21 protein-coding genes and 1 pseudogene are annotated in these 23,530 nt (G+C 45.6%); 14 read left to right on the top strand and 8 right to left on the bottom strand.

Annotated elements, in window-relative coordinates:
* Positions 1 to 150 precede the first annotated feature (150 nt).
* Complete coding sequence (slmA, locus tag N646_RS11785; protein WP_005379386.1) at positions 151 to 741, top strand: nucleoid occlusion factor SlmA; 591 nt, start codon at positions 151 to 153, stop codon at positions 739 to 741.
* A gap of 6 nt (positions 742 to 747) precedes the next feature.
* Positions 748 to 1,698, top strand: a complete 951-nt coding sequence (locus tag N646_RS11780; protein WP_017634992.1) for a Kdo(2)-lipid IV(A) acyltransferase — start codon at positions 748 to 750, stop codon at positions 1,696 to 1,698.
* Between the two features lie 84 nt (positions 1,699 to 1,782).
* Here N646_RS11780 and pyrE read toward each other — a convergent pair whose 3' ends face one another.
* Positions 1,783 to 2,424 (bottom strand): orotate phosphoribosyltransferase, encoded by a 642-nt coding sequence (pyrE, locus tag N646_RS11775; protein WP_017634993.1) that lies wholly within the window; start codon positions 2,422 to 2,424, stop codon positions 1,783 to 1,785.
* A 104-nt stretch (positions 2,425 to 2,528) separates the two neighbouring features.
* A complete protein-coding gene (rph, locus tag N646_RS11770; protein ID WP_017634994.1) occupies positions 2,529 to 3,245 on the bottom strand; it encodes a ribonuclease PH in 717 nt (238 codons plus the stop codon).
* Between the two features lie 184 nt (positions 3,246 to 3,429).
* On the opposite strand from rph, the gene N646_RS11765 reads away from it, so the two are divergent.
* Complete coding sequence (locus N646_RS11765; protein ID WP_005395766.1) at positions 3,430 to 4,296, top strand: YicC/YloC family endoribonuclease; 867 nt, start codon at positions 3,430 to 3,432, stop codon at positions 4,294 to 4,296.
* A gap of 55 nt (positions 4,297 to 4,351) precedes the next feature.
* On the opposite strand, the gene N646_RS11760 is transcribed toward N646_RS11765, so the two are convergent.
* The 6 genes from N646_RS11760 to N646_RS11735 all read right to left on the bottom strand — a co-directional run bounded on the left by N646_RS11760 (position 4,352) and on the right by N646_RS11735 (position 10,622).
* The gene (locus N646_RS11760; protein ID WP_017820704.1) at positions 4,352 to 4,777 is read right to left on the bottom strand and encodes a phosphate-starvation-inducible protein PsiE; all 426 of its coding nucleotides are present in this window, start codon (positions 4,775 to 4,777) and stop codon (positions 4,352 to 4,354) included.
* A gap of 168 nt (positions 4,778 to 4,945) precedes the next feature.
* On the bottom strand, positions 4,946 to 5,785 hold the full coding sequence (locus N646_RS11755) for an ABC transporter ATP-binding protein (RefSeq protein ID WP_005379372.1): 840 nt from the start codon (positions 5,783 to 5,785) through the stop codon (positions 4,946 to 4,948).
* Between the two features lie 35 nt (positions 5,786 to 5,820).
* Positions 5,821 to 6,678 carry an ABC transporter ATP-binding protein gene (locus tag N646_RS11750; protein ID WP_005379371.1) on the bottom strand — a complete coding sequence of 286 codons (858 nt, stop codon included), beginning with the start codon at positions 6,676 to 6,678 and terminating at the stop codon, positions 5,821 to 5,823.
* Positions 6,679 to 6,687: 9 nt separating this feature from the next.
* Positions 6,688 to 8,514: an extracellular solute-binding protein gene (locus N646_RS11745; protein ID WP_017634997.1), complete on the bottom strand. Its 1,827-nt coding sequence runs from the start codon at positions 8,512 to 8,514 to the stop codon at positions 6,688 to 6,690.
* Between the two features lie 37 nt (positions 8,515 to 8,551).
* The gene (locus tag N646_RS11740; RefSeq protein WP_005379369.1) at positions 8,552 to 9,595 is read right to left on the bottom strand and encodes an ABC transporter permease; all 1,044 of its coding nucleotides are present in this window, start codon (positions 9,593 to 9,595) and stop codon (positions 8,552 to 8,554) included.
* A 1-nt stretch (position 9,596) separates the two neighbouring features.
* A complete protein-coding gene (locus tag N646_RS11735) occupies positions 9,597 to 10,622 on the bottom strand; it encodes an ABC transporter permease subunit (protein WP_005384771.1) in 1,026 nt (341 codons plus the stop codon).
* Between the two features lie 819 nt (positions 10,623 to 11,441).
* Here N646_RS11735 and N646_RS11730 point away from each other — a divergent pair.
* The 11 genes and pseudogenes from N646_RS11730 (at position 11,442) to trmH (ending at position 23,500) form a co-directional block, all read left to right on the top strand.
* Complete coding sequence (locus tag N646_RS11730) at positions 11,442 to 14,042, top strand: TonB-dependent receptor plug domain-containing protein (protein ID WP_017820703.1); 2,601 nt, start codon at positions 11,442 to 11,444, stop codon at positions 14,040 to 14,042.
* Between the two features lie 65 nt (positions 14,043 to 14,107).
* Positions 14,108 to 14,872, top strand: coding sequence for a DUF3450 domain-containing protein (locus N646_RS11725; RefSeq protein WP_005379365.1), 765 nt, complete (start codon positions 14,108 to 14,110; stop codon positions 14,870 to 14,872).
* A 3-nt stretch (positions 14,873 to 14,875) separates the two neighbouring features.
* Positions 14,876 to 16,237 carry a MotA/TolQ/ExbB proton channel family protein gene (locus N646_RS11720; protein ID WP_017634999.1) on the top strand — a complete coding sequence of 454 codons (1,362 nt, stop codon included), beginning with the start codon at positions 14,876 to 14,878 and terminating at the stop codon, positions 16,235 to 16,237.
* 9 nt (positions 16,238 to 16,246) lie between these two features.
* Complete coding sequence (locus tag N646_RS11715; RefSeq protein ID WP_005379363.1) at positions 16,247 to 16,774, top strand: MotA/TolQ/ExbB proton channel family protein; 528 nt, start codon at positions 16,247 to 16,249, stop codon at positions 16,772 to 16,774.
* Positions 16,775 to 16,799: 25 nt separating this feature from the next.
* Complete coding sequence (locus tag N646_RS11710; RefSeq protein ID WP_005379359.1) at positions 16,800 to 17,207, top strand: ExbD/TolR family protein; 408 nt, start codon at positions 16,800 to 16,802, stop codon at positions 17,205 to 17,207.
* 4 nt (positions 17,208 to 17,211) lie between these two features.
* Positions 17,212 to 17,844 carry an energy transducer TonB gene (locus N646_RS11705; protein ID WP_005379353.1) on the top strand — a complete coding sequence of 211 codons (633 nt, stop codon included), beginning with the start codon at positions 17,212 to 17,214 and terminating at the stop codon, positions 17,842 to 17,844.
* Positions 17,845 to 17,853: 9 nt separating this feature from the next.
* The gene (locus tag N646_RS11700; RefSeq protein ID WP_005379348.1) at positions 17,854 to 19,077 is read left to right on the top strand and encodes a tetratricopeptide repeat protein; all 1,224 of its coding nucleotides are present in this window, start codon (positions 17,854 to 17,856) and stop codon (positions 19,075 to 19,077) included.
* Positions 19,078 to 19,525: 448 nt separating this feature from the next.
* Positions 19,526 to 20,149, top strand: a complete 624-nt coding sequence (gene gmk, locus N646_RS11695; RefSeq protein WP_005379347.1) for a guanylate kinase — start codon at positions 19,526 to 19,528, stop codon at positions 20,147 to 20,149.
* Positions 20,150 to 20,330: 181 nt separating this feature from the next.
* Positions 20,331 to 20,604 (top strand): annotated as a pseudogene (rpoZ, locus tag N646_RS11690) (DNA-directed RNA polymerase subunit omega).
* A gap of 39 nt (positions 20,605 to 20,643) precedes the next feature.
* Positions 20,644 to 22,764 (top strand): bifunctional GTP diphosphokinase/guanosine-3',5'-bis pyrophosphate 3'-pyrophosphohydrolase, encoded by a 2,121-nt coding sequence (gene spoT / locus N646_RS11685; protein ID WP_005379340.1) that lies wholly within the window; start codon positions 20,644 to 20,646, stop codon positions 22,762 to 22,764.
* A gap of 52 nt (positions 22,765 to 22,816) precedes the next feature.
* Positions 22,817 to 23,500, top strand: a complete 684-nt coding sequence (trmH, locus tag N646_RS11680) for a tRNA (guanosine(18)-2'-O)-methyltransferase TrmH (protein ID WP_017820702.1) — start codon at positions 22,817 to 22,819, stop codon at positions 23,498 to 23,500.
* Positions 23,501 to 23,530 lie beyond the last annotated feature (30 nt).

Here is a 23,530-nt window from a genome sequence, read left to right as displayed (position 1 = left end):
CAATTTTTTACAAAAGCTGGCATAAATTTGGTACAAAAATGACAACTAAGGGTGTTAAATCTCCCATTCCACCCTTAGTGGTCTAGTTTGAGGCGAAATAGCGTCTTATAATCCCCTCCGCTCAACTTTTATTTTGAAAGGAAGTAACTAATGGCCGGCAGTAAAAAATCCAACCGTCGTGAAGAGATCTTACAAGCATTGGCAGAAATGCTTGAATCAACAGATGGCGCTTCACGCATTACTACGGCAAAACTGGCCAAGCAAGTCGGCGTTTCAGAAGCCGCGCTGTATCGTCATTTCCCAAGTAAAGCGCGCATGTTCGAAGGGTTGATTGAGTTCATTGAAGAAGCCTTGATGACACGTATCAACCGTATTCTAGACGACGAAAAAGATACACTAGAGCGTATTCGTATGGTGATGCACCTTATTTTGGCGTTCTCTGAACGTAACCCAGGTCTGACACGCATTTTGTCGGGTCATGCTCTAATGTTTGAAAATGAACGTCTACGTGAACGCATCAATCAACTCTTTGAGCGTATAGAAACACAATTGCGCCAAATCCTGCGTGAACGTAAGATTCGTGAAGGGAAGTCTTTCCCTGTCGAAGAGCGCATCCTAGCCGCGCAAATTCTGGGACAAGTTGAGGGGAGCCTAAACCGCTTTGTGCGTAGCGACTTTAAATACCAGCCGACTGCAAACTTTGACGAGTACTGGGCGCTTTTGAGTGCACAAATAAAGTAAAAGACTATGAGTAAAGACAAATACACGCAGCCCGAGTTTTCTCTTTCACTTCTTCACCCTCGTAACTGGGGCGTATGGCTTGGTTTTGGTCTGTTGGCCATCCTCGTCAATATTCTTCCTTATCGGCTGCTGCTTTCATTAGGTCGTTCACTCGGTAAACTTGGCATGCGCTACGGTAAAAAGCGTGTCCACGTTGCTCAGCGTAACTTAGAATTGGCCTTTCCAGACAAAACACCTGAAGAGATTCAACATATTGTTGAAGAGAACTTCAAAAATACTGGTATGGCACTGATAGAAACCGGAATCACTTGGTTCTGGCCGACTTGGCGCTTTAAAAACCTGATCGTCGAGAAAGATCTCGGCGCACTGCGTGAAAAAGCCAAAGAAGGTAAAGGCGTCCTACTTTGTTGTGTCCATGCTCTAAATCTAGAGATCACTGCGCGTGCTTTCGCCGTGTTAGGCGTGGCCGGGTACGGCGCGTTTCGTCCACATAATAATCCTGCTTATAACTTTATCCAGTATTGGGGACGGACACATAACGGCAATAAACTGATTGATCGTAAAGATGTAAAAAAGATGATTCGTGTTTTACGCAGCGGTGAGCGTCTGTTCTATTTACCGGATCACGATTACGGTCGCAAAAAATCAGTATTTGTGCCCTTCTTTGCCGTAGACAATGCGTGTACGACAACAGGCACGAGCATTCTGGCGTATACCTCAAAATGTGCGATCATCCCAGGCTCAGGGTTTCGCAATGACGAAGGGAAATACGACATCATCGCCGATAAGTGCATTGAAGCCGATTATCCACAAAAAGACGAAGTCGCCGCTGCCGCTTATATGAACAAGTATGTGGAAGAAGTCATTCTACGCGCTCCAGAGCAATGGATGTGGCTCCATAAACGCTATAAAACCATGCAAGATGAGCATGTCGAGAAAGGCATTCGCTATAAGTAAGTGGTCAAGGCGATGAATCCAAAAACAAAAAAGGGCAGATGAATATCCATCTGCCCTTTTTACTTTTTCAGAAAAAGTAACCAATTAAATGCCGTATTCTGCGCGGTATGCTTTGACTGCTTCTAGATGCTCTTTGTCTGTGCCTTTCTCTTCAAGGAAAGTCACAAGGTCAGTCAGGCTAACGATCGAGATGATTGCACAACCAAAGTCACGCTCCACTTCTTGGATCGCAGACAATTCACCTTTGCCTTTTTCTTGGCGGTCAATCGCAACCAACACACCAGCAAGGTCTGCACCATTCGCCTTGATGATTTCCATCGATTCACGAATCGCAGTACCTGCTGTGATTACGTCATCCACTAGCATGATTCGACCTTCAAGCGCAGAGCCTACAAGGTTACCGCCTTCGCCGTGATCTTTCGCTTCTTTACGGTTGAAGCAGTAAGGCGTGTCGATATCGTGGTGATCCGCCAGCGCGACTGCTGTTGTCGTCGCGATTGGGATACCTTTGTACGCCGGGCCAAACAGTACATCAAACTCAATGCCAGAATCAGCGAGCGCGGCTGCGTAAAAACGACCAAGACGCGCTAGGTCACGACCAGTATTGAAAAGACCAGCGTTAAAGAAGTACGGGCTTTTACGGCCAGATTTCAAAGTAAACTCACCAAACTTAAGAACTTCTTTCTCAAGTGCAAACTCAATAAATTCACGCTGGTATGCTTTCATTATTTTCTCTCTATGTCCTTGGTTTCTTGTGTCTCTTCTCGACAATCATTCATTTCTCTATTGTCGAGATAAAAAAATAGCCCCCATAATGGGAGCTATCTAAATCAATTGGCTAACGCCGCCTTCTGCGCTGCGACAATTTCCGTAATGCCGACTTTCGCCGACTCGAGCAATGCCATCAGCTGTTCGTGACTGAACGGTTCACCTTCTGCGGTGCCCTGAATTTCAATCATCTTGCCTTCTTCTGTCATTACCACGTTCATGTCTGTGTCTGCCGCTGAATCTTCAACGTATTCAAGGTCACACAGAACATCATCACCTAGCAAACCAACTGAAACTGCCGCTACGTGGCCTTTCATTGGGTTTGCTTTTAGCTTGCCGCTATCTACTAGGTGTTGGAATGCATCGGCCATTGCAACACTTGCGCCGCTGATGGATGCAGTACGCGTACCACCGTCAGCTTGGATAACGTCACAGTCAACGGTGATCATGAACTCACCCATGGCTTTTAGGTCGACAACAGCGCGTAGGCTTCGCGCGATAAGACGCTGAATTTCCATCGTACGGCCGCCTTGTTTGCCACTTGCCGCTTCACGACGAGTACGCGAATGTGTTGCTCGAGGTAGCATGCCGTATTCAGCTGTAACCCAGCCTTTACCTTGACCTTTTAGCCAACGTGGCACAGATTCTTCGACGGTCGCATTACACAACACTTTGGTGTTACCGAACTCAACTAGCACTGACCCTTCAGCGTAAGCTGTGTAGTTACGAGTAATTTTGATAGGGCGAACTTGATCCGCCTTGCGATCGTTTGGACGCATGGGCATCTACCTTAAATATGAGGAGAAGACGATTTGGTTGGGCGAAGATTATAACGGAATCGATTCCGGATTCATAGGTTACGCCGCTGGCACAACATAAACAATCCATACATCCCGCGCACCTATCGACGCAGCGTGATACACTCTTGAAGTAATTTTCAAAAAATGAAGACAGGAAAATTCGATGATTTACAGTATGACAGCGTATGCACGCAAAGAAGTAAAAGGCGATTGGGGTTCTGCGGTATGGGAAATCCGCAGCGTGAACCAGCGTTATTTAGAAACATACTTCCGCATGCCAGAGCAATTTCGCGGGTTAGAGCCCGTTTTACGTGAGCGCTTTCGTAAGCGCTTAGCGCGAGGCAAAGTAGAATGTAATCTGCGTTTTGAAGCAAACCCTGCCGCAAAAGGTGAGCTTAGCATCAATGAAGCGCTTGCTAGCCAGGTAATTAAAGCCGCTGAACAAGTCATGCACATGACTGGTGAACTGAGCCGAATCAATCCATTTCAAGTCATGCAATGGCCGGGGGTAATGGAAACGCCAGAGCAAGACATGGATGCAGTAAATAAAGTGCTACTAGAAGCGTTTGATGGCGCAATGGATGAATTTATTGAAGCGCGCGCTCGTGAAGGCGAGAACATGAAAGCGCTGATTGAACAGCGTTTAGACGCCATCTCTGCAGAAGTCGTAAAAGTGCGTGCCCGCATGCCAGAAATTTTAGAATGGCAACGTGAGCGACTATTCTCGAAGTTCGAAGACGCTAAAGTGGAACTGGATCCATCTCGTATCGAGCAAGAGTTGATTTTGCTAGCGCAAAAATCGGATGTTGCTGAAGAGCTCGATCGCTTGGACTCTCACGTAAAAGAAACCACAAACATTCTGAAAAAAGGTGGCGCAGTGGGTCGCCGTCTAGATTTTATGATGCAAGAGTTCAACCGTGAATCAAACACGCTAGCGTCGAAATCCATCAGCACCGACATCACCGCATCGGGCGTTGAACTGAAAGTTCTAATTGAACAGATGCGTGAGCAGATCCAAAACATTGAATGATCTAAAAGTCATCGAGTATTGAAACAAAAAAGCCCCGCTAGTGCGGGGCTTTCTTTTACTCATCTTTTTCCAAGGTTCTGTTATCAACGTAGGGCCAATAATGGTGTCCAATTCTGATCAGCAAAGTAGCCGCAGCCAAAATAAACGCAGCCAGAGATAACCACACAACCAAAACCGCATCCAGCTCTTTCATTCCGAGAGTGATATAGCGGGCGATCGCCATCATCGCGATGTAGATAGGATAGCGTACCGGAATTTTACCGTTCATCACGAACTGCTGCACCATGGCGAGCACTTCCAGATAGATAAACATCAACAGAATATCTGTGAGTAAGACACGCTTCTCTACAAATACGTGCACAAACTCTTGCATCATGGCGTACAACGTCGCCAAGGTAATAGAGACTAATAATACCGCCTCCAAAATATGGAAGATTCTCAGGAAAGGTCGACTAAAGGATTTCGGTAAATTCGACGGCATGGTCCATTATCCAAACAAAGAAAATAGGCCTTGAGTTTAGCATGCAACGATCTTCAATCAATCAGAATAAACATCAGTGTAAATCGACTCCAAGTCCTGGCATTTGCTTATAAAAACGCTCCGCTTATTTGGCGGAGCGCTTTTGTGTTATAGGACCTGTGGCATCACTTACGCCACTTGCTGCTTTTTTTCAGCTACGCGCTTTTTCTTCCGATATTTAGGGTGAGTGATCGGAATCGCAGATAGGAGTTTTTTGGTGTATTCGTTTTGCGGGTTTGCATAAATTTCTTTAGCACTGCCTGCTTCTACCACTTTGCCAAAATACATCACGGCAACTTTGTCAGAAACATGTTTCACCACCGAGAGATCGTGAGAGATAAATATGATCGCCAAGTTCATTTCTTGTTGCAGTTGTAGCAATAGGTTCAAGATTTGCGCCTGTACCGACACATCTAACGCAGATACCGATTCATCACAAATCAGCAGTTTAGGCTTCAATGCAATCGCGCGAGCGATACCGATACGCTGCCGTTGCCCGCCTGAAAATTCATGTGGATAACGGTTTACTGCCGTTTCTGGTAATCCCACTTTGATTAAAAGCTCTTTTACCCATTGTTTACGCTCTGTTGGCGTGCCAATTTTATGAATAACAAACGGTTCTTCCAGAATCATACCGATGGTATGACGCTGATTGAGTGACTCCATTGGGTCTTGAAAGACGATTTGCATGTCTTTACGCAGCGATCGCATCTCTTTCACAGACAATTTAGTGATGTCTTTACCTTCAAAGAAAATCTTACCTTCTGTTGGCTCGTATAACTTTAAGATCGTGCGACCAAGGGTGCTTTTACCACAACCTGACTCACCAACTAGCCCCAGTGTTTCACCTTCAGAAACAGACAGTGAAACCCCGTCTACCGCTTTGATGGTGTAGCCTTTCTTGAACAGCCCTTTACCAGAAACAAAGTGCTGCTTAAGATTTTCAATTCTTAATACTTCTTTTGCCATAACATCCTCTTTTATGACTGGTTCACTTTGCCCAGTTAACTGGCAAACATACTGGCATCAATAGGCTTGATATCGATCATCTGCTTCGGCTCATTATCTAAGCTCGGCATCAATCCCATTAAACGCTCTGTGTATGGGTGCTGCGGGTTATCAAACAACTCAAAAATTTCTGCTTTTTCGACAATACGTCCGCCATACATCACGGCAACATCATCACACACTTCTGCCACAACCCCGAGATCGTGAGTGATGAAGATCATCGCCATGCCCGTTTCTTCCTGAAGCTCGTTCATCAGTTCAAGGATAGACGCCTGAACCGTAACATCCAACGCTGTAGTCGGTTCATCACAAATCAGAATATCCGGCTTACAGGCCAATGCCATCGCGATCATGACACGCTGGCGCATACCACCAGATAGGTTATGGGGATACTCATTCAATCGCTTCTCTGGCATTGGAATTTTTACTTTTGCCAGCATTTCAATCGAGTACGCCTCCCGCTCCTTTTTGTCGAGCTCAGGTCGATGGAGCTCAAGCACTTCACATATTTGACGACCAATGGTGTGCACTGGGTTGAGCGCCGTCATCGGGTCTTGGAAGATGATCGAAATGCGATCGCCACGCATGGCGTACATCTCTTCCGCAGGCAAATCAACTAGGTTGGTGCCGCGATAATTCACTTCACCTTTGATAATGTTGCCATATGGCTTAGGTAATAGCCCCATGATCGACATTGAGGTTACGCTCTTACCACTACCTGACTCTCCTACCAGACCGAGTGTACGTCCAGCTCTCACATCAAAGTTCACACCATGCAGAACCTTCACTGGCCCATCATCGGTGGTAAATTCAACTTCGAGATCTTTAACACTTAGGATTACATCGTTTTCCATAACCAATCCTTACAGCTTATAAGTGTCATCTACGACAACAACAGGTTCAAAAGCTTTGCCTGACTTCATCGCTTGTTTCGTTTCTTTTTTGATATCACTATCAATCCAGTAAGTGCCATCGCCTATGATTGCACCACTGAACAGCGCCTCTGTCATGCGATTCATTGGCTTATCTGGAAACTTTAACCAGCGCCAGTGACCATAGCGGACATAAGGAACCATGTAGCCTGGGACGATAACGTGAGCATCAATGATGTCACGCTGAATCTCATGACCTAGCTGGATCTTTTTATCCATATCCATGCCAAAACGATACTCGATGATCTTTTCATCCAGTTCAGGCGTGCTGTAGTTTGTGAAAGAGTTAGTTTGCGGCTTGTTCGCATTGACTGAATGGAAGTACTCCCAATACGTTGGGATCTCAGACGTACCCATATCTAAGAAAGCCAAATCGTGCTTTTTCTCACGTACGTATTTGAACATGGATGAGCCATCAACTAACTTGAGCTCAATATCCAGCCCTGCTAGCTTGGCTTGCTCACGCAAAAATGCAATACGAGGAGTATGAACAGGTGTTCCGTAGGTCAGCTCGAAGCTTAAGCGCTCACCTTTATCATTAACACGAATACCATCAGAACCAATTTTGTTAAAGCCTGCGGCTTCGAATGCCTCGGCCGCTTTTGCGGGATCAAACTTCGGTGCCTTAGCATCTGGTAGGGTGTATTTACCATGACCATAACCGGTCGGGTTCGGTTTACGGGAGTAGTCGCCACGCATGACATTCTCTATCATGCCATCAAAGTCAATCGCGTAAGTAATGCCCTTGCGAATGTTTAAATCATCCAGCAAAGGCATCGCGGTGTTCATCCATACACCACCAGCCCCAACTGGGAATTGGTTGTAACCCCAGAACTTTTGAATGTATCCCTTTTGGTAAGGTTCCGTATTCGATTTATCATGCCATAAGCTTGGTAAAACAAGACCAAATGCGTCCAGCTTCCCTTTCTCAAAGTGCTTCATCGCGATATCACTGTCGCGAATCACTGTGATGCGGATTTTGTCGACATTATAACGATGTTGATAATACTTATTGCTGTAGCCCCACCAGTCTTCACCGACATGTTTGAAGGTAACACTTTTACCTTTTTTAATGTCATCTAGGTAGTATGCACTGGTCGTTGGTTCACTTTTAAAATTGTAGTAGCGGACAAAGTTGTCATGTATACCGTCACCATTTTCATCTTTTGAAGGGTTAGCATAAAAATGTGCGGGACGTGGGCGCAGGGCCCCCATTCGTAACAGCAACTCTTCCGGATTAAACTCTTTCGCCGCCTTAACAGCAAACGTGTGAGTGTCGTACTTGATAACATCCGCAATCGTTTTGTTGTAGTAATCGTTGTACCAAGGCTCCAAGATGTCCTTGGAACGATAAAACTTCAGCATGAACACGAAATCGTCGGCAGTCACAGGTTTGCCGTCCGACCATTTGGCTTCAGGGTTGAGTTTGAAATAGACCGTTTTGTTGTCACCTGCTAACGCCCACTCGTTAGCAAGCTCAGGGATAAACTCTAAAGTATCTGGGTGGCGGACCACCAAGCCTGGTGTTTCATCTAAGATAAAAGAACGTAGCCCTGCATTAGCGTCTGGGCCAACACTACGTAACGTCTGCGGGAAACTTGACATAAAGGTGCGATAAGTCCCTCCACGTTTCGCTTCTGGCGAACCATATTGAGGCTCATCCCAGTTTGTTTGCCAGTTTAAGTCAGTCGGAAGCGTTGCTGACATTGCACCAAAACTCAGGGCGCTCAGCGTGGACGCTAAAAATAATTTCTTCATAAAACTTCCCTTTTTATGTTTTGCTCACAATGCTCGCTTAAACATAGCGTGTGAATTTTTTCGGGTCGAAAGCCGCTCGAATGGCTTCACCAATAAAGGTCACCATTACCAGAACCAGAACAATAGAAGTCACTACTGACGCAACAATCCATGGCGAATCTAAGTTTGACTTACCTTGTTGCAGTAGTTCACCCCAACTTGGCGTTGGTGGCATCAAGCCTAATCCTAGGTAATCGAGAGCAGTCAGTGCTGTGATGTTAGCTGCAATAGTGAAAGGCGCTAGGGTTACAATCATCACCATCGTATTTGGCAAGATGTGATTAAACAAGATACGTCCGGTCGATGCCCCTAAAGCACGAGCCGCCATTACATATTCTCGTGCCGCTTCTTTATAGGTCATGGTCCGCATGTACCATGTCATCCCCATCCAAGTGAAAAGCACGTTAATAGCGACAAAGAGAGCGAACGTCGGCTGAACGATTGAGACAAGAATCATAATGACGTACAAAAACGGGACCATTGACCAGATTTCGATAAGTCGCTGTACAAACAAGTCAAATTTACCGCCCCAAAAACCCATAGCACAACCGACTGCAGTACCGATCGCGTAGGAAATGGCCATCGTAAGCAACGCAAATCCCATCGCCGTTCTGAATCCGTAGACGAGTCGCGCCAAAATATCGCGACCTATCACATCTGTACCTAAATAATGCTTATTTTCGGCACTAGGCGCTGTTGGCGGGAAATCACCACTAAAATCTTGTTCGTATGGGTTCCACGGCACAAGCGGCAAAATAACAAAGTTGTCGCCCCCTTCAGCCTCAAACGCTTTTTGCAGTACACGATAATCGGCTTCACTGGATGACTCTTGGCCGAATTCGCTACCTAAACGTACGTCACTGACAACAGGAAAATAGTAGCTACCATCGTACTTGACGACTAGCGCTTTACTGTTGATCAAAAGTTCGGCGAATAGAGAAAGGATCAACATAATAGAAAGAGCAACAAACGACCAATAGCCTCGTTTGATCTCTTTAAAGTGACGAATTTTCTTTTGAGTTAATGGACTAACTTTAATCATGTTACGCTCCAAACTTCACACGTGGGTCGACTAAAGCAACACAAATATCTGAAATAATGTTACCAATGAGCAGCAACAGCGCATTAATGGCGACAATACCCATAACAACAGGGTAATCACGCTCCATGATTGATTCGTAACCCAATAAGCCAATGCCATCAATATTGAAGATAACTTCAATCAGGAAGGCACCGGTCATGAAGAACAACAAAGAGTTACCAAAGTGACTCGCGATCGGAATTAAGCTGTTACGCAACGCGTGCTTACGAACTGCTTTTTTGAAAGGTAATCCTTTCGCAATTGCGGTGCGGATGTAATCTGAGGAAAGGTTTTCCATCAGGTTATTTTTCATTGTCATCGTCAGCGTGGCAAAATCACCAATGAGGTAACAGATCAAAGGCAACACCGCATGCCACATAATGTCTTTAGCGCGTTCAAAGAAGGTTTCGTAATCGTCGAAGTCATCGCCGACAAAGCCTCCCATCGGAAACCATTCCAAGTGATAACTAAATAACGTGATCAGCAATACACCCACCACATAACCTGGTAGCGCGTAGCCTACGAAAATGAGTACTGAAGAGGCGGAATCAAACACAGAACCGTGCTTGAGCGCCTTATAGTAACCAAGAGGAATCGAGATAAAATAACTAATAAAGAAGGTCATGCCGCCATAAAACAACGACACTGGCAAACGCTCTGCGATCATATCCGAGACAGGCTCGTAGTAACGCGTCGACTCGCCAAGATCTAGCATTACCAAACGACTTAACCACTCGACGTACGCTTCCGTTACAGGTTTATCCAGGCCATAAAACGCATTCAGCTCCGCGATTTGATCGTCAGAAAGGGCCGTATTACCACCCGCAGACGTCATTGATGCGGCGCCATCTCCCTGAGACTGCATTTGTGACAACATGCGTTCAACAGGTCCGCCAGGCACGAAACGAGTGATAGCAAAGATGAGAATAGTTATCCCGAGAAACGTTGGGATAACCAACGCCAAACGGCGTAAAAAGTACGACAGCATATACAACTTGCTCCTTGTCTACTGTCCAGTTCAAACGGAGTGAAAGAGGATATTTTCCGCCCAAAATGGTGCATATTTATCTCGTAGTAACTAAAACTGTTGAAGCACACTCCCTGCGCCTCAAGAGCTAGACTTTTCTACTACTGCAATAATTTCAGCGTCATATTTATCTTGAATCCACATCAGCTTCAAGTGTTTGAAACCAAAACATGACAAACTTCCTTCGATGTCGAAAAACAGAAATGTTTTTGTAAAAAATTATAAAAAACCACAAAAATAATTCATACAGAATATCAATCTAGGCTGTTTAGAGCCAAAACCCTACATAAAAATGCACCCTACACACATAAATAGACACATAATCCAAGGTTATATTTGACCTAAAAATACGAGTGAGCCCTTTAACCGCAATGGGTATCATATTTTGATACCACCTAATAAGTTCGAGCTAACAAAGTATGGATTCGATATAAAACTCATCTCAGAACAATTCACTGGAAAAATATCTTTTTCCAGATTCAATTACCCACTAAAAAACCATAGGCAAGATAAGTCATTAAAGTTTATAAGAAACACAAAATACGGTGTTTTATTGAAATTTAATCTCGATTCATAAACCTTATTCGGTTTTTATTCCGCCTTTTAAATAAAGCCTGGTTATTTACATCTTTTTTACATTTAAGCATCCCCGTTTACCACTGGTTTGACTTCCTTTTTTCATCTCGGTTATACATTGGCCGAACGTTAACGAAATATTAACGTCACATTTGGCCGCTATGCGGCCAGACATAGGAAATAATAATAATCGGAGCAACAAGGATGTATAAAAACACAACCGCTTTATCTGTTGCGATAAGCCTTGCTTTGGGGACAGCAGCAGTTGCAGCCCCAGCAACAGCACTGGCAGAAGAGCAGCAAGTTGAAAAACTTCAAAAGATGAAAGTTACTGGTTCGCGTATCTCCACGACGGATATGGAAGGTCCTTCACCAGTTACTGTTATTAATAGTAAAGACATTGAGTCTAAAGGCTTTAACAGCGCGCAAGACGTATTGAACAGTTTGACCCAAAACACAGGTGGTGTAATGGCTCAAACAGACTCTTTCTCGTTTACACCAGCAGCGCAGTCAGTCAACTTACGTGGCCTTGGCGCGTCACGCACATTGATTCTTATTGATGGCCGTCGTCTTCCTCAATACCCGCTAGCACAAGATGGTACATCTAACTTCCAAGATATCGGCCAAATCCCTGTCGCCGCTATTGAGCGTGTTGAAGTAATGACCGACTCAGGTTCTGCTATCTACGGCTCCGACGCAATCGGTGGTGTCGTAAACTTCATTTTAAAGAAAGACTTTGATGGCGTTTCTGTAAAAGTACGCGCGGGTGACGCGACGGATGGTGGTTACCAAAATGGTCGTTTAGACGTTGTAGCTGGCAAAAACTTTGACGACAAACGTATTCTCTTCGTTGGCCAATTTGCGGGCAACGAAATGCTAAAGCAATCTGACCGAGATGATTGGGCTGGCGATGACGGTTCTAGCCGTTCTCAGCTAAGTGGCTACTCTAGCTACGGTGCAAACTTTGAAGGCGCCAACGGAACACTTCTAACACCAGCTGATGCTGGTTCTTCATGTAAAGAAGTCGTTGGTGATGCCGCGATTGAACGAGCGGATGGAAAGTGTGGTGTTAACCGCTCTGCATACCGAACATTAAAACCAGAAAACAAACAAGTAGACCTACTTTTACGTGGTGAAATGGACATTAACGACAATGTCACTGCCATGGCAGAAGCCCGTTTTGGCTACAAGTCTACAGAATCTGAATTCGAACCTAACCCTTACAGCGTTGAAGTTGATGCCACTCACTTCCGCGGCGAAGGCGAATACACTCGCCGTATGGTCGAATTTGGACCACGCGAAAGTAACACTGAAGCCGATTCTTTTGGCTTAACCTTAGGCTTGAACGGCCTGCTTGCTGATACGTATGATTGGGACCTATCCGCTGGTTACTCTGAGCAAAGCGTTGAAACAAGCAACCCAGCAATCTTTCTAACTCTCGACCAAGCTGTACAAAATGGTGATGTCGATCTTCTAGGGCCTATCTCACAAGACGTTGTAGACAAATACAGCGGCACTTCAAGCAAAGAAGCTTACTCAAAGCTTTACTCTATTAACGGCTCACTGGCTGGTGATTTGGTTGAACTTCCTGCAGGTATGTCTGGCTTTGCTGTTTATGGTGAATGGAACCGTACTGACTACAATGAGACGATTGATGCTACAACAGCAGCTGGTGGTTTCTCTGGTCTAGGTGGAACATCAGGCGGCGGTGACCGCGATCAGATTGGTCTTGGTGTTGAAGCTCTTATTCCTATCATTGAAGATTTAGAAATGACTGTCGCTGGTCGTTACGACCACTACTTCGACGACTCGGCAACTGGCGGCGCATTCACTCCTAAAGTAGCCCTAGCATACCGTCCTACTGACACCCTATTGCTACGTGGTAGCTACGGTCTAGGCTTCCGAGCTCCAGACTTGAAGCGACTATTTGGTGATCAAACTCGAGGCTTTGGTTCTGGTTTTGACCCTGTGCTTTGTGCCAACGCTGGTGGTAGCGGCCCACAAGATAAAGATAAGTACCCAGAGTGTGATACTCAGTACTTCGATACGCTTAATGGCCCTAACTCTGAGCTGAAAGAAGAAACAAGTACAAACATTAACTTGGGCCTAGCGTGGGAGCCTGTGGATGATCTTGGTGTAACTGTTGACTGGTACCACATCAAGATGGAAGACGTCGTAACAGCACCAACTTACCAAGACGTAATTAACGATCCAGGTAAATACCCAGGTACTGAAGTCGTTCGTAACCCAGATGGCACCATCAAGTCGGTATCCTATGGTCCAGTGAACCAGTCGTATGAAGAGCGTTCTGGTATTGACCTAGCGATCAAATACGCATACGACACTAATGAGTTCGGCTCATTTAACACGCGTGTTGCTGTAACGAAGATCTTGATTGCTGAATATCAAGAAAACGACAGCGAGCCTGTAACGGATGAAAGAGATTTCATGCCTGAATACACCGCAACGTTAAATCTTGGCTGGGCATATGAAGATGTCGCTATCAACCTATTTGGTAAATACCGCGACCGTATGTGTTCAAGCTACGCTAACCGTTACTACTTTGATGACTGTGATTCTGCTAAAAAAGCGGGTTACAAAGCAGAAATCGCTAGTATGACAACGTGGAACCTAACGGCTTCTTACCAATTCAACGAGAGTGGTCGTGTAACTCTTGGTGCTATCAACATGTTTGACAAAGTACCGCCTGCAGATCCTCTAAGCGATACCTCTCCATTCTATGCAACTGGGTATGACGATCCAATCGGACGTCAACTATACGTCGAGGCATCATACGACTTCTAAAAAATATTTGGCGCGGGTTTTCCGCGCCCTTTTCGACTGACTAAAACACTGACAAGGATGCAACCATGAAATTCAAGGAATTTGGTCTCAGTGCCATAGCTGCAGCATTGCTTACTATCAGTAGTAGCTCTATAGCGGCCAACTCTGGTGCTGTCGTTTCCACACAAGCAAAAGCAAATCAATCTTCAGAAGCTTCGCAACAAAAAATCGACAATTATGCCGAAAGTACTGAAGGCATGTTGGCAGAATACAAAGGCTTACTACGTCAAATCGACAGCATGAAAGTCTACAACGAGCAAATTAACCGTATGGTTCAATCACAGCAAGGTGAATTGGACTCATTAAATAACCAAATTGCTCAGATCGATCAAACGGCAACAGAAGTAGTGCCACTAACACTTAAAATGATCGATGCACTCGATGAGTTTGTGACTCTCGATCTGCCTTTCCAGAAAAAAGAACGTAATAAACGTGTCCAAGAACTGCGTCGTCTCATGGATCGCGCCGACGTAACGACTTCTGAGAAATTCCGTAAAGTGATGGAAGCCTACCAAATTGAAGAAGGCTTCTCTCGCTCAATTGAATCTTACAAAGCTAGCCTAGATAGAAATGGGGAAACCGTGACTTACGATTTCCTACGTATTGGTCGCACGGCGCTTTTATTCCAATCTCCAGACGGTGGTGAGACAGGTATGTGGAACCAACAAACACGTCAATGGGAAACATTACCGGAAAGCTACCGCATAGCGGTACAGCAAGGCCTTCGTATCGCGAAGAAGCAAGCGCCACCAGCGCTAATCAAATTGCCTGTATATGCTGGGGAGGAATAAGAGATGAAAGGATTCAAAACTCTAGCCGCTGGTCTACTAGCGAGCTTATTTATGGCTTCAGGCGTACAAGCAGAAACGCCTAAAAACCTATCTGAACTACTCAAAAACGTAAAATCAGAAAGCATCGTTGAGTCAAAAGAGAACAAAGCCCGTGAAGCTGAGTTCAAGAACAACCGAGATAAGCAAGCAGCATTATTGCAACAGGCTCGTGAAGAGCTAGCTTCACAGCAAGCACTGGGCGATCAACTTAAAGCGACATTTGATGAAAACGATAAGCAGCTGACTGAACTAACAGAAACCTTACGTGTTCGCTCTGGTACTTTGGGCGAAATGTTTGGTGTGGTCCGCCAATATGCGGGCGAGTTTAAGGGCTTATTTGCAGCCTCTCAAAACGCAGTTCAGTTCCCAGAGCGTGACGCGCTACTAACGAAACTGGCTGAAAGTAAAGAACTGCCATCAACGCAAGAGCTAGAAGCATTCTGGCATACTATTCTTCAACAAGTGGTTGCCTCAGGCGAGACAGCAACAACCCAAGCAACGGTTGTTTATGGCGAAGGTAAAGAAGCGGTTCGCGATGTTACTCTTGTCGGTGAATTTAACGCGATTGCCGATGGTAAGTACGTTACTTATGTACCTCAAACAGGTAAGTTCGAAGAACTCTCTCGACAACCTCGCACCAATATTACACGTCATGTTGCAGGCTTTGAGTCAGCGTCAAACAGCTATGAGCCACTGTTTATTGACCCATCCCGTGGTGTAATTCTGTCTCTACTTGTACAAAGCCCAACCGTTCAAGAACGTATTGATCAAGGTGGCATTGTAGGTTACGTCATCCTTGGTATGGGTGCAGTTGGCGCTATCATTGCTCTAGTTTGCTTCCTACGCCTTCAAGTGATTGGCGGTAAAATGCGTAAGCAAGCGAAATCAGAAACCGTGATTCCTGGTAACCCTCTGGGTGAAGTTATCCAAGCTTACCAAGAACACAAAGGTGACAACCTTGAAGATCTGGAAGCGAAACTGGACGAAATCATCCTACGTAACGCACCGAGCATTGAACGCTTTATCAGCTCAATCAAACTGTTCGCTTCTGTAGCACCACTTCTAGGTCTACTGGGTACGGTTATGGGTATGATCGGTACGTTCCAAGCAATCACACTATTTGGTACAGGTGATCCTAAGCTAATGGCTGGCGGTATCTCTGAAGCACTTGTTACTACGATGCTTGGTCTGGTTGTCGCAATTCCTCTACTGTTCCTGTACACCATCGTACACAGTAAAGGTCGTCGTTTGGTTCAAACTCTTGAAGAACAGAGTGCAGGCTTCATCGCTCGCTATCAGGAAAAACTACATAAAGCCGAAAGCTAAGGAGGCGTTATGTGGTGGTTAGTTGGAGAACTTGAATCAATTAGGCGCTTCTTGGGAATGGGTGGCGATGTACTCGTCGCCATCTTCATCCTCAGCTTTATGCTTTGGGCAGTATTGTTAGAACGTTGGTTCTATTTTGCTGCCGTCGCTCCAAAAGCCATGAAAAAAGCCGTTGGCTCATGGCAGGGGCGATCAGAGCACCAGAGCTGGAACGCTAAGATGATCCGACAAGAAATTGTTTCTCGTCAGGACATTGAGAATAAAAAGGGCCTGCCAATCGTGAAAGTGTTGATTGCGCTTTGTCCCTTACTGGGTTTGCTCGGCACCGTTGTTGGCATGATCCAAGTATTCGACATCTTAGCGGTAACAGGAACAGGAAGCCCTCGAGCAATGGCCTCGGGGATCTCAAAGGCAACAATCCCAACGTTAGCCGGGATGGTGGCTTCTCTATCAGGACTGTTCTTTAGTTCACGTCTTGATCATTTAGCCAAAGTCACAACGCAAAAGCTGGAAGATAAGCTAAAGCATATTGCCTGAGTAAATGGAATTAGAGGTATAGGTCATGAAAAGACGCTATAGCAGTGATAGCAGTGATGAAACCGCTATCGATATGACACCGATGCTCGACATCGTATTCATCATGTTGATCTTCTTTATCGTAACAACATCGTTCGTAAAAGAAGCTGGTCTAGAAGTAAACCGCCCGACGGCAAGCTCTGCGCAAACCGTGAAAAAAGGTAACATCATGGTCGCAGTTGGTGCGGCGGGTGATGTTTGGGTTGATAAACGCCGCATCGAAGTGGACGCGGTTCGCGCGAATATTGAACGTCTTCGTGCAGAAAGCCCTGATGGCGCAGTTGTTATCCAAGCCGACACAGAAGCAAATGCTGGCGTAGTCGTGAAGGTTATGGACCAGATCAAAATGGCAGGTGTAGAAAGCATCTCCATTGCCGCAACCAATAAGGATTAAGCTTATGCGGTATCTGGCCTCAATTGCACTGGCGCTCATTGTCTCCCTCGGGTTGTTCTGGGGGATGGACAAGCTAGTAAACAAAGAGCGCCACGAGTTAGTGTCGAATGATGACCTGCGTATGGTCGAGTTTATTCGCATTAAACCAGACGAAAAAATACAGGAGAAAAAACGCGAACTTCCAAAGCCACCACCGCCTAAGCGTCCGCCGCCGCCGCCAGAAATGAAAGTGACAGCGACAGTAAAACCGGTGATGGAGCAGACCCCAATGGATATGCCAAAGCTTGACCTACCCGTAAATGTTACAGGTGGTTCGGTGCTTGGACATTATAGCCAGGGTGGAGGTGCGCAACTCGCGGGTAGCGGAGGTCCAACACCTCTAGCGACATTCCAACCTCAAATGCCTAGGAAAGCTGCGAAAGCAGGAATAGAAAAAGGGGTCGTCTTATTAGAGTTTACTGTCAACGCACGTGGTGCCGTAGAGGACATCAAAGTTCTTAAAGAGCAACCACGACGCTTAGGCCTCGGTCGAGCGGCAAGAAAAACAGTCTCTAAATGGACATTTAAACCAAAATTGGTTGACGGGAAACCTGTTAGCTCGCGCCTATCGCAAGAAATAGAGTTCTCAACCAATTAAGGAGTCACGATGAAAAGTTTATGGAAAAGCAAAGTGGCTTCTTTAATTCTCTTCGCAGGAGTGGCAATGGCCGCTCCTACGATGGCAAAAGAAGCTCCTCAGTTATCAGATCGGACATTTCGAACCGTTAACAAAGTGCAAGAGTTGATCGCAACTGAAAAATATTCAGCAGCGAAAGAAAAACTAGCAAGCGCTTTAGAAAGCACAAGTTCGAAAAAATACGACCGAGCAGTTTTACTTCAGCAGACTGGCTTTTTGTATTCGCTACAAGACAATTATGTGCAAGCAGCAAAATACTTTGCCGAAGCATTACAGCTCGACGCACTTCCCGTTCCTGTTGCTCAACAAGTTCGCTACAGCTTGGCTCAGCTTTACCTAGCTGAAGAAAAGTATACGTTGTCTGTAAAAACGATGAAGGAATGGTTCAAGGTTGCAGAAACAACCAAAGAGAAGCCTCAAGCTCATGCTTATATCACGTTAGCGAGCGCTTATGTTCAGTTGGAAGATTACAAAAATGCAATCCCGCCAACCAAAAAAGCCATCGCGATGAGCAAGAGCCCAAGTGAGTCTTGGTACTTAATTCTCGTTGCATCTCACTACGAGTTAGGCCAGCTGAAAAGCGTTGCCAGTGTACTCAAAACTCTGACTTCAAAGTACCCTCAGAAAAAGCGTTACTGGATGCAACTTTCTGGTGTCTACATGGAGCTAGGTCAAGAACGCAACTCTCTAGCCACCCTAGAAATGGTTTACAAAATGGGGAAACTAGAAGGAGAGAAGGAATATTTACGCTTTGTAAACTTCTTGGCTTATCAAGGTATTCCATATAAAGCAGCCAAAACTCTTGAAAAGGAAATGGCAGCTGGAAACATTGAAAAGACGAAGGAAAACTATGACCGCCTAGCCAGCTTCTGGCAGCAAGCTAAAGAGCTAGATAAATCAATTCTCGCTTATAAAAAGTCATATAACCTCGCTCCTTCTGCTAAAACGCAAATTCAGATTGCTCGCTTAATGATACAAGACAAGCAGTATTCTGAAGCAACTCGTTTTGTAGAAAGCGCGGCATCCAGTGCCTCTAAAGAGCAAAAGGCAGAACTTGAATACATTCGCGGGATGGCCTATTTCGAGCTTAAGCAGCCACAAAAGGCCTTGCAGGCGATGAAAGGCGCTGCTCAATCGCCAAAATTCAGGTCAACCGTTAGCCCTTGGATAAATTTCCTAGAGTCTCAAGGATAATTCGAAGATTAAGTGTGAGTCAGTCGCACGCCTGGGGAAGTGAAAGCTTCCCCTTTTTTCCGTTTTATCTTTATTAACCCCTATTTTTAACCAGAGTCACTCACGCAAGCCAAATCGGGACTCTAAACCTAAAATCAGCACACTAAACGGTTGTAGAAATGGTTTTAATAACAGAGTGCGCGGATGGTAAGTCCTGTATCACGCTCCTTCTTCGCTGTTTAGGAACACTCTGGCGTAAGTAACTATTTCATCTGAGACGATCACAGACAGAAAGATCAACTGGTAACAAAATAGAGATCATGATACTCTTCGCCTCCATTTTTCTGGCGGGATTATCACCAATATCCACCCCTTTGGTGGTTGATTTCTCAATGCCAGTGCTATCGTTATAAGAATGTCGAACTTTCCTTCGGCACTCAATCAATCCAATCAAAAGTGGAACAGTACAATGGGCAAAGGTACTCTCTATATCGTATCTGCACCTAGCGGCGCAGGTAAATCTAGCTTGATCTCAGCGATGTTGGAACGCAACCCAACCTACGCAATGAAAGTGTCTGTGTCTCACACCACGCGCAACATGCGACCTGGTGAAGAAAATGGTGTCCACTACCATTTTGTAGCGAAAGATGAGTTTGAAGCCCTGATCGCTAAAGGTGACTTCCTAGAATACGCAGAAGTGTTTGGTAATTATTACGGCACATCTCGTGTATGGATTGAAGAAACACTAAATAAAGGTATCGACGTTTTTCTAGATATCGACTGGCAAGGCGCACGCCAAATCCGTGAACAAATGCCAGAAGCCAAAAGCATCTTCATCCTGCCACCATCAAACGGTGAGTTAGAGCGTCGCTTGAACACTCGTGGTCAAGATAGCGATGAAGTGATCGCAAAGCGTATGGCTGAAGCCAAGTCGGAAATCTCTCATTACAACGAGTACGACTACGTGATCGTAAACGACGATTTTGATACCGCTTTGATGGATTTTAAAGCTATCTTGCGTGCTGAAAGATTGAAGGAAGAAAAGCAAGCTGCTAAATATAAAGGTATGCTTGACGCGTTGTTAGCAGAGTAACTTCAAAAAAGTCACGCTGTAAAACATAAAGAATTTCCCGTTTTTTGCCCAGTGCGAAAAACACAATAAACTACCTGAGAAAGTCCACAAACGGTGGCTTGTCTAATTGCTAGTAAATAAAGTAGTTAGGTTGTATACTTTCTCGTCATTCTAAAATTTTAGTTAACTATTTGGAGTCCTCATGGCACGCGTAACTGTTCAAGACGCTGTTGAAAAAGTTGGCAACCGTTTCGACCTAGTACTGATTGCGGCTCGCCGCGCTCGTCAAATGCAAACTGGCGGTAAAGATGCACTAGTGCCAGAAGAGAACGATAAAGCCAACGGTTATCGCTCTACGCGAAATCGAAGAAGGTTTAATTACTAAAGAAGTTCTAGACGCTCGTGAACGTCAAGAACAGCAAGAGCAAGAAGCGGCAGAGCTAGCGGCAGTAAGCAGCATCGCTCACAACCGTTAATTCTGACTTTAGAATTCAACAACCTCCCGGGCCTATAATTTGTATCTATTCGATAGCCTCAAAGACGTTGCCCAAGAATACCTAACAGAGCCTCAGATTGAGGCTCTGCGTCAATCTTATGTGGTAGCGAGAGATGCCCATGAAGGGCAAACCCGCTCTAGCGGTGAACCATACATCATCCACCCTGTCGCTGTGGCTCGTATCTTGGCCGAAATGCGCCTTGATATCGAAACCCTCCAAGCTGCTTTGCTGCATGACGTCATTGAAGACTGTGATGTAACTAAAGAAGATCTCGAAGAGAAATTCGGTAACACTGTCGCAGAATTGGTTGATGGTGTATCTAAACTGGACAAACTCAAATTCCGCGATAGGAAAGAGGCTCAGGCTGAGAACTTTCGTAAGATGGTTCTGGCCATGGTGCAAGATATCCGCGTCATTCTGATCAAACTGGCTGACCGCACGCACAACATGCGTACGCTTGGCGCGCTTCGACCAGATAAAAAGCGTCGTATTGCTCGTGAAACGTTAGAAATTTACGCGCCCCTCGCTCATCGTCTTGGTATTCACAATATCAAAACCGAACTCGAAGAGTTGGGCTTTGAGGCGCTATATCCCAACCGCTACCGCGTACTGAAAGAAGTGGTTAAAGCCGCACGTGGTAATCGTAAAGAGATGATCCAACGCATTCACAGCGAAATAGAAGGCCGTCTGCAAGATTTCGGCTTGAATGCTCGCGTCGTTGGTCGTGAGAAAAACCTGTTCTCTATCTATAACAAGATGAAAACCAAAGAACAGCGCTTTCACACCATCATGGATATCTATGCGTTCCGAGTCGTTGTTGATACCGCTGATACTTGTTATCGCGTTTTAGGCCAAGTACACAGCTTGTATAAGCCACGTCCTGGTCGCATGAAAGATTACATCGCGGTACCAAAGGCGAACGGCTATCAATCGCTACACACTTCCATGGTTGGCCCACACGGCGTACCTGTTGAAGTTCAGATCCGTACTGAAGATATGGATCAAATGGCGGACAAAGGTGTCGCAGCACACTGGTCTTACAAAGACAAAGGCGACAAGTCTGGTACCACTGCGCAAGTGAAAGCTCAGCGTTGGATGCAAAGCCTGTTAGAGCTACAACAAAGCGCGGGTAACTCATTCGAATTCATTGAAAACGTAAAATCCGATCTTTTCCCAGATGAGATTTACGTCTTCACACCAAAAGGTCGTATCGTTGAATTGCCTTTAGGCGCAACGGCTGTCGACTTTGCCTATGCCGTACATACCGATGTAGGCAACTCTTGTGTTGGTGCTCGTGTTGACCGTAACCCTTACCCATTGAGTAAGGCATTGAAAAACGGTCAGACGGTGGAAATTATCAGTGCCCCTGGTGCGCGTCCGAATGCGGCATGGCTGAACTATGTCGTGACTTCTCGTGCCCGCACTAAGATTCGACAAGTACTGAAAACGATGCGTCGTGAAGAGTCGATTACTTTAGGTCGTCGCCTACTTAATCACGCACTTGGCCGTCACTCGATTGATTCAATTTATCCAGAAAATATCCAAGAAGTCTTGAATGATCTTCGCCTAGAAAGCATCGATGATTTATTGGCTGCTATTGGATTGGGTGAGTTGATGAGCATTGTGATCGCACGTCGTCTCCTTGGTGACACCGAAGAGCTCACGACAACAAGTTCAATCCCAACGGACTCGAAGAAGAAGCTTCCGATTCGTGGCGCAGAAGGCTTATTGCTGACGTTTGCAAATTGTTGTCATCCTATCCCAGATGATCACATTATTGCTCACGTATCGCCTGGTCGTGGTTTGGTTGTTCACCGAGAAACATGTCCGAACGTTCGTGGTTATCAGAAAGAGCCAGACCGTTATATGGCTGTCGCTTGGTCTGAAGACTACGATAAAGAGTTCATTGCTGAACTTAAAGTCGACATGCTTAACAACCAAGGTGCTCTTGCAGAACTTACCAACGTGATCTCGAAAACAGGATCAAACATTCATGGCCTTTCAACGGAAGAACGTGATGGTCGTCTATACACTGTGACTGTGCTGTTGACGACGAAAGATCGTGTCCACCTTGCTGGTATCATGCGTAAGATTAAGGCAATGCCTCAAGCAACCCGAGTCAGACGCAGAAAGAACTAACCTCTATCGCCACCTACTCTGTTAGGTGGCGATTTTTTATACCTCAATAAATATGAACCTAGAACGTTACAACCGTATTCACCAAGTCCTAAAAACTCGCCAAACTGATCTGACACTTTGTCTCGAAGAAGTACATAAGCCAAACAACGTCTCTGCCGTGATCCGCACCGCTGACGCGACAGGCTTACACAAAGTTCACGCAATTTGGCCTGACAAAATGCGTACGCTGAGCCATACCTCAGCTGGCGCGCGTAACTGGGTTGAAGTGGATACTCACGATTCGATTGAAACTGCGATTACCGAACTCAAAGCGCAAGGTATGCAGGTTTTGGTGACCAATCTTTCGGACACCGCCGTCGATTTTCGCGAGATCGACTACACCAAACCAACGGCAATCATTTTAGGCAGCGAAAAGGTTGGCGCTTCAGAGCAAGCCAAACAGCTTGCTGATCAAGACATTATTATCCCGATGGTGGGCATGGTGCAGTCACTAAACGTATCGGTTGCCAGTGCCGTAATTTTGTATGAAGCGCAACGTCAACGTGAAGCCGCAGGCATGTACGACCGAGAAGAAAGCGCTCTGCCTAAAGAGACAATCAACCGTATTCTCTTTGAACGTGGTCACCCAGTGCTGGCAAAGGTCGCGAAACGAAAAGGGCTCGTTTACCCACCACTCGATGAAGAAGGTCAAATCATCGCCGATGACGCGTGGTGGCAAGAGATGCAAAGCAAGTAACAGACTTTCGTCATCCTGAACGGCGGCGAA

The sequence above is a fragment of the Vibrio alginolyticus NBRC 15630 = ATCC 17749 genome, from assembly GCF_000354175.2.
GTDB lineage: Bacteria > Pseudomonadota > Gammaproteobacteria > Enterobacterales > Vibrionaceae > Vibrio > Vibrio alginolyticus.
This window is presented reverse-complemented; position numbering and strand designations above follow the sequence as displayed.